The organism is Variovorax sp. RA8 (genome assembly GCF_901827175.1).
Classification (GTDB): domain Bacteria; phylum Pseudomonadota; class Gammaproteobacteria; order Burkholderiales; family Burkholderiaceae_C; genus Variovorax.
On record NZ_LR594664.1, the window covers coordinates 109,204 to 122,294 of the forward strand.

At 64.2% G+C, this 13,091-nt stretch carries 13 protein-coding genes; 7 read left to right on the forward strand and 6 right to left on the reverse strand.

Annotated features, from left to right (window positions below; translation table 11 throughout):
• The first annotated feature begins 1 nt into the window (after position 1).
• The 6 genes from E5P3_RS33745 (at position 2) to E5P3_RS33770 (ending at position 8,684) form a co-directional block, all read left to right on the forward strand.
• Positions 2 to 1,660, forward strand: a complete 1,659-nt coding sequence (locus tag E5P3_RS33745; protein WP_162590405.1) for an efflux RND transporter periplasmic adaptor subunit — start codon at positions 2 to 4, stop codon at positions 1,658 to 1,660.
• The gene (locus E5P3_RS33750) at positions 1,657 to 4,827 is read left to right on the forward strand and encodes an efflux RND transporter permease subunit (RefSeq protein ID WP_162590406.1); all 3,171 of its coding nucleotides are present in this window, start codon (positions 1,657 to 1,659) and stop codon (positions 4,825 to 4,827) included. Before E5P3_RS33745 ends, E5P3_RS33750 begins: the two co-directional genes overlap by 4 nt.
• Positions 4,814 to 5,176, forward strand: coding sequence for a hypothetical protein (locus E5P3_RS33755; RefSeq protein ID WP_162590407.1), 363 nt, complete (start codon positions 4,814 to 4,816; stop codon positions 5,174 to 5,176). Before E5P3_RS33750 ends, E5P3_RS33755 begins: the two co-directional genes overlap by 14 nt.
• A 61-nt stretch (positions 5,177 to 5,237) precedes the next feature.
• Positions 5,238 to 5,495, forward strand: a complete 258-nt coding sequence (locus E5P3_RS33760; protein ID WP_232073632.1) for a hypothetical protein — start codon at positions 5,238 to 5,240, stop codon at positions 5,493 to 5,495.
• Positions 5,496 to 5,923: 428 nt separating this feature from the next.
• The gene (locus E5P3_RS33765) at positions 5,924 to 8,194 is read left to right on the forward strand and encodes a copper-transporting P-type ATPase (RefSeq protein WP_162590408.1); all 2,271 of its coding nucleotides are present in this window, start codon (positions 5,924 to 5,926) and stop codon (positions 8,192 to 8,194) included.
• Between the two features lie 43 nt (positions 8,195 to 8,237).
• On the forward strand, positions 8,238 to 8,684 hold the full coding sequence (locus E5P3_RS33770; RefSeq protein WP_162590409.1) for a DUF411 domain-containing protein: 447 nt from the start codon (positions 8,238 to 8,240) through the stop codon (positions 8,682 to 8,684).
• Positions 8,685 to 8,867: 183 nt separating this feature from the next.
• On the opposite strand, the gene E5P3_RS33775 is transcribed toward E5P3_RS33770, so the two are convergent.
• The 5 genes from E5P3_RS33775 to E5P3_RS33790 form a co-directional block, all read right to left on the reverse strand.
• A complete protein-coding gene (locus E5P3_RS33775) occupies positions 8,868 to 10,028 on the reverse strand; it encodes an SGNH/GDSL hydrolase family protein (RefSeq protein WP_162590410.1) in 1,161 nt (386 codons plus the stop codon).
• Positions 10,029 to 10,520: 492 nt separating this feature from the next.
• On the reverse strand, positions 10,521 to 10,766 hold the full coding sequence (locus tag E5P3_RS36040; RefSeq protein WP_232073634.1) for a GDCCVxC domain-containing (seleno)protein: 246 nt from the start codon (positions 10,764 to 10,766) through the stop codon (positions 10,521 to 10,523).
• The gene (locus tag E5P3_RS33780) at positions 10,766 to 11,434 is read right to left on the reverse strand and encodes a cytochrome c biogenesis CcdA family protein (protein ID WP_332107422.1); all 669 of its coding nucleotides are present in this window, start codon (positions 11,432 to 11,434) and stop codon (positions 10,766 to 10,768) included. The genes E5P3_RS36040 and E5P3_RS33780 overlap by 1 nt, the downstream gene beginning before the upstream one ends.
• A gap of 29 nt (positions 11,435 to 11,463) precedes the next feature.
• A complete protein-coding gene (locus E5P3_RS33785) occupies positions 11,464 to 11,724 on the reverse strand; it encodes a thioredoxin family protein (protein ID WP_162590411.1) in 261 nt (86 codons plus the stop codon).
• Positions 11,721 to 12,167, reverse strand: a complete 447-nt coding sequence (locus tag E5P3_RS33790) for a heavy metal-responsive transcriptional regulator (protein WP_162590412.1) — start codon at positions 12,165 to 12,167, stop codon at positions 11,721 to 11,723. Before E5P3_RS33790 ends, E5P3_RS33785 begins: the two co-directional genes overlap by 4 nt.
• Before the next feature lie 103 nt (positions 12,168 to 12,270).
• Between E5P3_RS33790 and E5P3_RS33795 the strand changes: the two genes are divergently transcribed.
• Positions 12,271 to 12,492, forward strand: coding sequence for a hypothetical protein (locus E5P3_RS33795; RefSeq protein WP_162590413.1), 222 nt, complete (start codon positions 12,271 to 12,273; stop codon positions 12,490 to 12,492).
• An 18-nt stretch (positions 12,493 to 12,510) separates the two neighbouring features.
• Here E5P3_RS33795 and E5P3_RS33800 read toward each other — a convergent pair whose 3' ends face one another.
• Entirely contained in the window at positions 12,511 to 12,975 is a 465-nt protein-coding gene (locus E5P3_RS33800) for a hypothetical protein (RefSeq protein ID WP_162590414.1), read from the reverse strand.
• Positions 12,976 to 13,091 lie beyond the last annotated feature (116 nt).

Sequence of the window (13,091 nt, forward strand, 5' to 3'; positions counted from 1 at the left end):
CATGAAGCTCAAACCCCTTTTGATCGGATCGATCGCCGCCGGCGTCCTCGCCGCGGCGGGCTTCGGCTTGTACACCCTCGGCATGCAGCGCGGCATGGGCTTGGCGGGAGCGCCCGCCGTATCTGGCAGTGCGGCGCCCGCGCCGGCTGCCGCGGCAACGGCAGCACAGGGCAACGAGACGGGCGAGGACGCCACTCGGCGCCATATGGCCGCCGGCCTCAAAGCCGGCGACACCGACCCCGCGAACGGAAAGAAGATCCTCTACTACCACGACCCCATGGTGCCGGGAAACAAGTTCGACAAGCCGGCCAAGTCGCCTTTCATGGACATGATGATGTCGCCGGTCTATTCCGGTGGCGACGGCGACCAGAACAACGTGACCGTGAGCCCGCGCGTCCAGCAAAACCTGGGCGTGCGCACTGCAGTCGTGTCGGAGGGCACGCTGTCGCCGCAGGTCGCCGCGGTCGGCAGTATCGCCTTCAACGAGCGCGACCAGGTCATCGTGCAGGCGCGGGCAACCGGCTACGTCGAGCGCCTGCACGTGCGTGCCACGCTCGACCGCGTGTCCAGGGGTCAGCCGCTCGCCGAACTTTACGTTCCCGACTGGATTGCAGCCCAGGAGGAGTTCCTGTCGGTTCAGCGCATGCGTGGGACCGACCTGGCCCCATTGGTCGATGGTGCTCGCCAGCGCATGCGACAGGTCGGTATGAGTGAGGGCCAGATCGAACTCGTGGCACGCACCGGCCGCACGCAGCCCCGCATCACGCTGGTTGCGCCGATCGGTGGCGTCATCACCGAATTGACGACGAGAGAGGGGATGACGGTGATGCCGGGCGCCACGCTGTTTCGCATCAACGGCCTTTCCACTGTCTGGGCCAACGCCGAGGTGCCGGAAAGCCAGGCGGCTCTGCTGCGACCAGGCGCCAAGGTGCAGGCCAGGAGCCCGGCCGCACCCGGCGAAACCTTCGACGGCAAGGTGCAGGCCATCCTCCCCGACGTCAACCCGGCGACGCGCACCCTGAAGGCGCGGCTGGAGCTCGCGAACCCGGGCGCGCGGCTGGTGCCGGGCATGTTCGTGTCGATGCAGTTCATGGACATGCGCGCCGGCAAGGTGCTGCTGATTCCGACCGAGGCCGTCATCCAGACGGGCAAGCGCACCGTCGTCATGCTGGCCGAGGAGAACGGCCGCTTCAGCCCGGTGGATGTCGAGATCGGCATCGAGAGCGGCGGCCAGACCGAGGTCAAGGGCGGCCTGCAGGCCGGCCAGCGCGTGGTGGTGTCTTCCCAGTTCCTGATCGACTCGGAGGCCAGCCTCAAGGGCGTCGAGGCGCGCCTGAACAGCGTGCCGGCATCGGGCGCTGCGCCTTCCGGCGCTGCAGCCGCGAGCGCTCCAAGACACGTGGGCGAAGGCAAGGTGGAAAGCCTGAGCAAGGATGCGATGACCTTGTCGCATGGCCCCATCTCCACGATGAAGTGGGGCCCGATGACGATGGACTTCAAGCTGCCCACGGGCGGCGCACCGCGCAATGTCCAGACCGGCGACCGTGTGACCTTCGAGTTCTTCATGGACAAGGACGACCTGCCGCAGCTCACCCGGGTGACGCCGATGGCGCCCGAGGCCAAGGCGGCAGCGCCCGCTGCAACGGGAAGCAAGCAATGATCGCCAGGCTCATTCGATGGTCGATCGGCAACCGCTTCCTGGTGTTGCTGGCCACGCTGATGATCAGCGCCTGGGGCGTGTATTCGGTGTCGAAGGCGCCACTCGACGCGCTGCCGGATCTGTCGGACGTGCAGGTCATCATCCGCACGACCTATCCGGGGCAGGCACCGCGCATCGTCGAGAACCAGATCACCTATCCGCTGACGACGACGATGCTGTCGGTGCCGGGCGCGAGGACGGTGCGCGGCTATTCGTTCTTCGGCGACTCGTTCGTGTACGTGCTGTTCGACGACGGCACCGACCTGTACTGGGCGCGCTCACGCGTGCTCGAATACCTGAACCAGGTGCAGTCGCGCCTGCCGGCCGGCGCGAAGGCTGCGCTCGGCCCCGACGCCACCGGCGTGGGCTGGATCTACCAGTACGCGCTGGTCGACCGCAGCGGCACGCAAGACGCCTCGCAGCTGCGCGCCCTGCAGGACTGGTTCCTGAAGTACGAGTTGAAGACCGTCCCCAACGTTGCCGAGGTGGCCTCGGTGGGCGGCATGGTGCGGCAGTACCAGGTCGTGCTGGACCCCGACAAGCTCGCCGCCTACAGGATTCCGCACACCAAAGTCGTCGAAGCGATCCAGAAGGCCAACCAGGAGACGGGCGGGTCGGTGCTCGAGCTCGGTGAGGCCGAGTACATGGTCCGCGCCTCAGGCTACCTCCAGAGCTTGGATGATTTCCGCAAGGTGCCGCTCATGACGACCGATGCCGGCGTGTCGGTGCGCCTGGGCGATGTGGCACGCATCCAGGTCGGCCCCGAGATGCGCCGCGGCATCGGCGAGCTCGACGGCGAGGGCGAAGCAGCAGGCGGCGTGATCGTGATGCGCTCGGGAAAGAACGCGCTGGAGACCATTGCCGCGGTGAAGGAAAAGCTCAAGACGCTGCAGGCAAGCCTGCCCCGGGGCGTGGAGATCGTGCCGACCTACGACCGGTCGAGCCTGATCGAGCGCGCGGTGCAGAACCTGAGCCACAAGCTGCTGGAGGAGTTCCTCGTCGTCGCGGTGGTGTGTTTCATCTTCCTGTTCCACCTGCGATCGGCCTTCGTTGCCATCGTGTCGCTGCCGATCGGCATCCTGGCCGCCTTCATCGTGATGCACTACCAGGGCGTCAATGCCAACATCATGTCGCTCGGCGGCATCGCGATCGCCATCGGTGCGATGGTCGATGCGGCGGTCGTGATGATCGAGAACGCCCACAAGCACATCGAGCAGTGGAACCACGAACATCCGGGCCAGACATTGCGCGGTGAGCCGCACTGGCGCGTGATCGCCGATTCGGCGGCCGAGGTGGGGCCGGCGCTGTTCTTCTCGCTGCTGATCATCACGCTGTCCTTCATTCCGGTGTTCACGCTGGAGGCGCAGGAGGGGCGGCTGTTCTCGCCGCTGGCCTTCACCAAGACCTACGCGATGGCGGCCGCGGCCGGCCTTTCGGTGACCCTGATCCCCGTGCTGATGGGCTACCTGATCCGCGGCAAGATTCCCGACGAGAAGACCAATCCGCTCAATCGCTTTCTCATCGCGGCCTATCGGCCGTTGCTGAACGCGGTGCTGCGCTGGCCGAAGCTGACGCTGGTGGGCGCCGCAATCGTTCTGGTGCTGAGCCTGTGGCCGCTGCAGCACATCGGCGGCGAGTTCATGCCGCGGTTGGACGAGGGCGACCTGCTCTACATGCCGTCGGCACTTCCGGGCCTGTCGGTGGGCAAGGCCGGCGAGCTGCTGCAGCAGACCGATCGCCTGATCAAGACCGTGCCGGAGGTGGCCAGCGTCTTCGGCAAGGCCGGGCGCGCGGAGACGGCCACTGATCCGGCGCCGATGGAGATGTTCGAGACCACGATCCAGTTCAAGCCGCAGAACGAGTGGCGAGCCGGCATGACGCAGGACAAGCTGGTCGAGGAGCTCGACCGCATCGTCAAAGTGCCGGGCCTGACCAACATCTGGGTGCCGCCGATCCGCAACCGCATCGACATGTTGGCCACGGGCATCAAGAGCCCTGTCGGCGTGAAGGTCGCAGGCACTGACCTCGTCACGATCGACCGCTTGACGGGTGAGATCGAACGTGCGCTCAAGAACGTGCCAGGCGTGTCGAGCGCATTGGCCGAGCGCCTCACCGGTGGCCGCTACGTGGATGTGAACATCAAACGCGACGAGGCGGCGCGCTTTGGCATGAACATCGCAGACGTGCAGTCGGTGATCGCCTCGGCGGTGGGCGGCGAGAACATCGGCGAGACGGTCGAAGGCCTGCAGCGCTTCCCCATCAACATGCGCTACCCGCGCGAGATCCGCGATTCTCTGGAGAAGCTGCGGACGCTTCCGATCGTCACCGAACGCGGCGCGCGGCTGGTGCTTTCCGACGTGGCGGATATCCGCATCACCGACGGCCCGCCGATGCTGCGCAGCGAGAACGCGCGGCTGTCCGGCTGGGTGTATGTGGACATTCGTGGGCGCGACCTCCGCTCGGCGGTGCAGGACATGCAGCGCGTGGTCGCGAAAGAGGTGAAGCTGCCGCCGGGCTATTCGATCTCCTGGTCGGGGCAGTTCGAGTTTCTGGAGCGCGCCACCGCGAAGCTGAAGGTGGTCGTTCCCTTTACGCTCCTGATCATCTTCGTGCTGCTGTACCTGACCTTCAAACGCTTCGACGAGGCGCTGCTGATCATGGCCGCACTGCCCTTCGCGCTGGTGGGCGGCATCTGGCTGCTGTACCTGCTCAGCTATAACCTGTCCGTCGCCGGGGCGGTTGGATTCATTGCACTCGCCGGCGTGTCCGCCGAGTTCGGCGTGATCATGCTGCTGTACCTCAAGCACGCTTGGCAGGACCGCATCGACGAGGGACGCACCGAAATCGCCGACCTGCTGGAAGCCATCCGCGAAGGCGCGGTGCTGCGCGTGCGGCCCAAGGCGATGACGGTCGCCGTCATCCTGGCCGGCCTGTTCCCGATCATGTGGGGCAGCGGCACCGGCTCGGAGGTGATGCAGCGCATCGCGGCGCCGATGGTGGGCGGGATGATCACTGCGCCGCTGCTGTCGATGTTCGTGATTCCGGCGGCGTACTTGCTGATGCGCCGGCCCCGTGAGCAACGCGCACCTGGGCTTGCGTTCTGGAGAAGGCGCCATGGCACGAGCTGAATGCCTCCGACGATGGCGTGCACGCTTTGGCGTCGCGCTGTTCCTGTGCCTGGCGCTGCTCGGCGCGGGAGCGCGGGCGTCGATGCCTGTGATGCAGCAGGCCGGGCCGCAAGCGATCTCGATCATTGCCTCGGAGTCGATGCCGATGGCCTCGGACCGCATGCCCTGCGCGCGCTGCTACGTCGCTCCGGCACCAGCGTCGCACGGCTTCAGTGGCGAGTGCAGGGAGCATGAAGCGCCAATTTGGAGGGTTCATGCCCCGTCGATGCTCGATGCGGAGAATTTCGACATGGGAGGCCAGCTTGTACGGTTGCCAGTGCGCATCCTGTACTGCCGGTGGCTGGATTGATCGGTAGCGCGAGCTTCATCGCTCGCGCTCGCTTTGTACCGATCAACTTCAGGAGCTCATCATGAAAAGGCTACTCATCACCTTCATCGGCGCCCTCACGCTGGCGGCCACCTTGCCGGTCCTTGCCGGCCCCGACCTCCAGGCCATCGAGCAGGCGCGCAAGGCGAAGCAGGTCGCGCAGGCCGACCTCCGTGCGACCCGGCCCGTCTCCGGAGCGAGATCCCCGAGATGTCCGCCCAAGCCGCTGGTGCTGCCGCTGGACCATGGCCCGCGCGCAGACCACGCCTGCCGAGAACCAGCGGCGCAAGAACCGCCATGAGACGCAGGTGAAGGCGTGCAAGGAAGGGATGAAGTGAATCCACTGCGCCAATAGCGACCTCGTTGTTGGCGCTTGCCGCGATCGGCCCAGAATCGCACCAAGGTGCCTGCGATGCCGGTCTGCCGCGGCGCGCCGCGAGGACCGCTTCGATGGGGCGTGGCGCCCAGGAATCCAGGTCCGCAGGGGGCGGCGGTGTGGCCGATCGTGCCCGCTATGGTTATTGCTGCAGCGCCGCGATTGCACGCCCGCGCCGCCATGGCCTTGCCGTGTACGCGGACGGGCGTTGGTCCAAGGCGGAGGGGCCGGCGCACGTGCGTCCAGAAGGACTGCTCAATCCGTAAAAAGATGATCTAGCCGGGCTTAGCCTGCAGATAGCGGTTGACCTTCCCAGGGTGGGAGGGTTGAGACTCGCGATATAGGAGATATCAATGAAGCCACATTCCCACCATCCCACGCCCATCGCAACTCCCCAGGAAGCTTCGCACGGACACGATCATCGACATCATGGTGCTGATGGTCAGGGTGCCGCAGGTGGACATGGTGGTCACCGTGGGGCTGCGAGAAAGATGGGCGGCAGTGCGGACGTCGAGTACACCTGTCCCATGCATCCCCAGGTGCGCCAGATGGGCCCGGGCAACTGCCCCATTTGCGGGATGGCGCTGGAGCCGGTTGTTGCGACCGAGGCGACCGAGGAAAGCGCGGAGCTGAGGGACATGAGCCGCCGGTTCTGGATCGGATTGGCGCTCAGCCTGCCCGTTGTCGCGCTCGAGATGGGTGGACACCTCATCGACTTGCATCGATTGCTGAGCCAGCAAACGTCCAATTGGGTGCAGATGCTCTTCGGCACACCCGTCGTGCTGTGGGCCGGCTGGCCGTTTTTTGTGCGAGGCTGGGCTTCGGTGAAAAGCCGCAATCTCAACATGTTCAGCCTCATTGCGCTGGGAACCGGCGTCGCGTGGATGTACAGCGTTGTCGGCACCGTGGCGCCTGCGCTGTTCCCGGCGGAACTGCGCATCATGGATGGCGCGGTCCCCATCTACTTCGAGGCCGCGTCAGTCATCACCGTCCTGGTCCTCCTCGGGCAGGTGCTGGAACTGCGGGCGCGTGAGAAGACATCTGGAGCGATACGTGCATTGCTCGACCTCGCGCCGAAAACGGCGGTACGAGTGAAGAGCGACGGGTCCGATGAAACGGTCGAAATCGACACCATCGCCGTGGGCGAGCACCTGCGGGTTCGACCGGGCGAAAAGGTGCCCGTGGACGGCGAAGTGGTAGAGGGCAAGGGAACGGTCGACGAGTCGATGGTCACCGGCGAACCGATTCCGGTGGCCAAGGCGCCGGGCTCCAAGGTCACGGCGGGAACCCTGAACCAGACCGGCGGCTTCGTGATGCGAGCCGAAAAGGTGGGAGCAGACACCTTGCTTGCCCAGATCGTCCACATGGTCGCATCGGCCCAGCGCAGCCGTGCGCCGATTCAGCGCATGGCAGATCAGGTTGCCGGCTGGTTCGTACCGGTAGTGATCATGGTCGCGGTCCTGACATTCCTCGCCTGGCTCATCTGGGGCCCCAGCCCGGCCTTGTCGTATGCACTCATCTCGGCCGTCGCCGTCCTCATCATCGCGTGCCCCTGTGCGCTCGGCCTGGCCACGCCCATGTCCATCATGGTTGGGGTCGGCAAGGGGGCCCAGCACGGGGTCCTCATCCGCGACGCCGAGGCGCTGGAACGCATGGAAAAGGTGGACACGCTGGTGGTCGACAAGACAGGCACATTGACCGAAGGCCGGCCGAAGGTGGTGCACGTCGAGCCGGCGCCGGGCTTCGATGCCGCTACCGTGCTTCAGAAGCTTGCCAGTGTGGAAAGAGCGAGCGAACACCCGCTTGCAGCGGCCATCGTCGCGGAGGCCCAGGAGCGCCGATTGCCGTTGTCGCCGGTCACTGATTTCGACTCCCCCGTTGGCAAGGGCGTGGTGGGGACCGTGGACGGCGCACGTGTGATCTCGGGAAGCGCGAAGTTCCTGGCCGAACAAGGCATCGAGCCCGGTGGCTTGAATACGGTCGCCGAAGGCGTGCGGGCCAAGGCCGCGACCGTCATCTTCGTGGGCATCGATGGGCGCATCGCCGGCTTTGTCGGCATCGCGGACCCGATCAAGGACAGCACGCCTCAGGCCATCTCCGCATTGCGGCAGGAAGGCATCCGAGTCGTCATGCTTACCGGCGACGGGCGTACCACTGCACAGGCCGTTGGGCGTGAGCTCGGCATCGACGAAGTGATCGCCGAGGTCCTGCCACAGGACAAGTCGTCGGTGGTCGAGAGACTGAAGGCCGAGGGCCGCGTCGTGGCGATGGCGGGCGATGGCGTCAACGATGCTCCCGCCCTGGCTGCTGCAGACGTCGGCATCGCCATGGGAACCGGCACCGACGTGGCGATGGAGAGCTCGGGCGTGACGCTGCTGCACGGCGATCTGATGGGCATCGCACGTGCTCGTTGGCTCTCCCAGGCTACGATGAAGAACATCCGAATGAATCTGTTCTTCGCCTTCGTTTACAACGCGGCCGGTATACCTCTGGCGGCCGGCGTGCTCTACCCATTTTTTGGCATCCTTTTGTCGCCTGTGATTGCAGCGGCTGCGATGGCGCTGTCTTCGGTCAGCGTCATCGCAAACTCGCTGCGCCTGCGCACAAGCCGGGTGATTGACTGAACTGCTGGCGCCAGCGAGCACAAGCACATTTGAAAGGACTCACATGAAAAGACGTTCACTCCTCCTCGCGATCACAGCGGCTCCCATCCTGCAGCCAAGCCAGTCTTTCGCAGCTGATGCGATCCATGTCTACAAGAACCCGGATTGCGGCTGCTGCAACGCCTGGATCAACCACCTAAAGGCGGCCGGTTTTGCTGTGCAAGTCACCGATACTGCAGACACCTCTAGCGTGCGAAAGCGCTTCGGAATGCCGGAGCGCCTTGCAGGTTGCCACACGGCAACGCTGGATGGATACGTCGTGGAAGGTCACGTTCCCGCGGCTGACATCAAGCGCCTGCTGGCCATGAAGCCGCAGGCGATCGGCATCGCTGTACCAGGAATGCCGGTGGGGTCCCCTGGGATGGAACTCGGCGACCGGCGTGAGCCTTACCAAGTACTTCTTGTCGATCGCAATGGACGGGAGAGAGTCTTCGCCAGCTATCCCAGGTAGGCGCCTCGTCAGCCCGCGTCAGGAGAGACGGGATCCCACAAGGCGCGCAATTCGAGGGTCGCGCCCGGTCGACCGATTCCATGTTGACGACGCGACGCGGCGCTCGTCGCCCATGCAAAAGGGTTCTTTCAGGCTAAACCACTTCTGCTGCGCCCACGGGCCCGGGTGCGGGGAAGCCAATTGTTACCGCGTGATCGCCTCATGACGTTCGAACTTGTGTGACTCAACTAGAGGCGCGAGAAAGCGCTCGACCTCCTCATCGGAAATCGGGGTCACGCCCAGGCCGAATACCTGGTTAAGGCGCTGAACCAACGACTGCGCCCATAGCGTATTCCACGCAAGGCCGGGGTGAAGATCCTTCAGCAGAGCGTTGCGCGGATCGTCGCCGGCGGAATAGGTCACCCGCAGAGTCGTTCCAATCTCGACGGCGCTGAACGCTGGCTTGCCATCGTTCGTGCGTGAACCCCAAAGCCGCTCAAACCATTCGAAGTCATCAAAGTAGGCGATCCGAGGGGCGCCGCTCGCCAGATTGCGCAGCGCGTCGTTGAAGTTCGCCACGGCTGCGCGTAGGTTGCGCGTCTGGGCCTCGGTTTGATAGCTCTCCAGGTTGGAAGGGTCATCGGCCTCGTTCCCGACGCCGACCACGAGGATTCGGGTTGACGGATGGGACGCGCGAATTAGTGCCATGGCCGCAGCAATCTCGCCTTTGCAGTACGCGATGGTCTCATGAAGCCTCGCGGCGTTTGGATCATGTGCTTGCAGATCGAGCAGGCCGCTCCAGTCGTTGTGGCCGATCCGGATCACCACAACCCCGCGTTGCCAGTGTTCTGGCCTTTGGTTCATCAACGCGACCAGCCTCGGTGCCTGCCGGAATCGGCCTCGCATGAGATTCCGGCAGGCGGCGCCCGAGTTCGCGAAGTTGTAGAGATAGTCCTGCTTGGGCGGTGAGCGTCCGCCGGCCAGCCCAAGCCACTCGCGTCCGCGCGCGATTGGTCCGGGCCACCCCCATTGGACCCATGGCCCCAGATCGAACTCCTCCCCCCGCAGGCGCGCCAAAACTTCGGTCCACTGAAAGGTTCGCGAACGAAATGCGCCGCCCCGCTCGCCGTTTTGCATTGGAAACCAGACGGGGTCATGATACGACTGGCTATTGGAATCGCCCAGCACGGCAAGCGGAATGGCCGCGGCATGCGCATTGGACTCTGCGCCCTTGGAAGGCAGGCCATCGGGCCACACTCTCAGCATGAAGACCGCCAAGATGATGACGACAACTGCCACGGTGCAGGCCGCGAATCCGATGTGCCAATAAAAATTAAACCGGTGAGTGTCTGGCTGATCGAGCATTTCACCATCAGGCCTGCGAAGTCCTCGAGATCACGGACGGCGCCGCCTTCGCAGAGGTCCATCGTTCCCATTTCCAATGCTTTAACCCGCCCGATTTGCATTGCGGGCCACCCACTCTCGAGTGGGCACAAACCGCCGCCGCGCTGTCGATTTTTTCGCGTGGAACCATGAGGGAACTCCAAGAGTGGTTGAGGGGGGCGAACCAAGATCCCATCCTCTTGCGCAGCAGATTGATACGAGGGCACATTCCATCACTTTAGGGAGCCGCCGACAAGCATTCGCGAGACGCTAATCCTGCGAAACGCTATTGGGGTGGTCTTGCAGCCTGGCGACCGATTCCACATCCACTACGCCGAGGAAGACCTCGGGGTTTGTGGGCGTTTCGACGCGTATGCGATGGCGAGCGGAAGCATCCTGAAACTGCCGCTCCGGTAGGCCCCAACGCCGAAGCCCCGATTCAAATCGGATGGCATCTGCGTCCAATAGGTCTGCTCAGCCGCAGCAAGGGCTTTGCGCCTGAACTGGCGGACACGGCACCGATCCGAACGAGCAGAACACGCAGCAGTCACCAGGTTTGGGGCGCAGCATCACCTTGCAGCCTTCGCATTTATAGAAGAATAAGCAGGCGTCAGCTGGCATCGTCTCGACCTTGGCGTGGCCGCAGTGAGGGCAGGTCACCAGCGAGTTGAACAGCGCGGCGTTGATCGTGGGTTGCGAAGCGATCCTGGACTCAGGCATCAGATGGCCAGCTCCGGTATCCAGAAGAACTGGGCGTTGAGCATGTACAGGCCCATGAGGACGAGTGCGATACCGCCAACAATGTCGAACGCGCGCTGGTAACCGGCAAGCGGCTGCAGCTTCTCAAGCCAGCCCATGGCGCCCGCGCCTAGTGCGATCGGCACAGCGCGCCCGAGCGCGAAGGCGAGCAGCAGCAACGCACCCCAGGCCGGCGAACCGATGCCGGCTACGACGCCGAGGAGCACGATCAGCGCCGGCGTGCATGCCGGGCAGATTGCGATGGCAAAGGGAACACCCAATGCGAAGGCGCCCCAGGAGCCCGTGACGCGCTTGGCGTGCAACGAGAGGCCCTTGAACGGCATGCGAATCCAACCAGGCCACAGAAGGCCCATCAAAATGAGCCACGGCCCGAGCACCAGTCCCCAGTAGCGCCCGAGCAAGGATTGCACCCCCTTGCCGCCGGAGCCGGCTACCGCACCAAGCAGTACGTGCGTGAGCACCATGCCGGCGATGAACATGCCGCCAAAGACCAATGCCTGGCGCGGCGCGCGTGCCTTGGTCACGTAGGCCAGGGAGACGGGGATTGCGGCCAGTGCGACCGGGTTGAAGCTGAAGAAGAAGCCGGTCAGGAAACTGACCACAAGCGCCGCCACGCCGGCGTGCTGCACGGCCTGCTGGAATGCGTCGTTGTCCATAATCAACCCACGCGCCGGCGACGCTCGTGAATCGCCGCGGCGAGTGCCTCAGGCGTGGGTAGGGATGCGAACACCAGTACGCCATCGATAGCAACGGCAGGCGGCCGGAGCACCCCCAGCTCGATGGCATAGTCGAGGGCCGCGACGATTTCGAGTTCTTTCCACTCCAAAGCCGGGTCGGCCCGCCAGGCCGCAGCGCGCAGATCGTCCAGTTCGCGACTGCATTTCGCGCACCCAGAAGCGCAAAGCACTTCGATCTTCATCGCGTGGGTCCTTGGTCGCTTCCGGAAAGGGCAGCGAGAATTGAGCAATCCTCGGCCGGCCGGGTGTCGTTGCTGCAGTCGGAGATGAGTTGGTCCAGCCCTTTGGACATCTCTTTCATGGCTTTGATGCGTGCCTCCAGCTCGAGCTTCTTCTCGATCACTTTGCCGCGCACGTCGCTGCAACACGTCGAGGCCTTGTCGCGCAACTGCAGCAGCGCCTGAATTTCCGATAACGTAAAGCCGCAGTTCTGCGCCTGCTTGATGAAGCGCAGTCGCTGCACCGCCTCCAGCCCGTACAGTCGGTAGCCGCTTTCGGACTTGCTCGGCACCTGCATCAGACCTTCGCGCTCGTAAAAGCGAACGGCATTGGCTGAGACCTCCGCCAGCGCGGCAAGTTTGCCCACGGTCAGCCGTTCGGGCGCGGAGGGAGGAGCGGCAGCCATACTGAAGAATAAACCTTCGCCCTAAGACGAAGGTCAAGCGACCCCTCACTTGACCATACCATAGGACGAAGGTTTACGCTGCTGGCAGCGGCAAGAAGCCGCGATGGGAGATGCAGTGATAGAGCAACTTGACGTCGGCAGTACCACCCTGGAACAGGGGCTGCTACGGCTTTACAAGCAGGCAGTGGCTGAACGACGCATGGATGTTGCCGAGCAGTTGCTGTGCGCGCTGGAGCAACTCGCGAAGTCCGATCCCGCCGGCAAGCACGCAGTAGAGGAAGCGTACCTTTGGATCTGCTGCGGTCATCGCCATGTCGATGCCTGAGTGACACTCTCGATTTCTTCAGGGACTTGCCGCTGTTCGATCGTGCGCGTTTTGCACCTCGACTGGCGTGCCGCAGCGCAAGATGTTCGTGCGGATGACATCGCCCGGGTTCACACTTGAACCCTCTTCCAACAAGACGACATGGCTGTGTCGACGGCTTGCCGTTCGGTCGATGACAACAGCGAAGCGACGTTGCTCAAGCTGTTCGGCAGAGGCCACTTTCCGACAATCTGTCATGGCTGCGCGGCGGAGTTGAGCGGCCGGACCTACTTCAAGCACCACGGCAGTTCGCCAACCACGCTGAAACGCATCGACCTCTTCGAGAAAGGTCGAGCAGCCGAGGACGCTGGCGGCGAGCACCAGACCCACCCCCAAGGGCAAGCGCCCGATGGAATGTGGCCATTTGGGTCTATTCGACATCGACAGATGCCGGCAACTCACGCTGCCACCGAGCGGCGTGCCGAATATCGGAAGAGCAGCCATCAGCATACTTCTGGGCATGCGCGGTCCCGTTTGCTCACGTGACATCCGTCTGCGGGCGCAGCAGGCACGTCTTTGCCTGACCGAGCTCAACGCTACTTCTCGCCGGAAGGAATTTC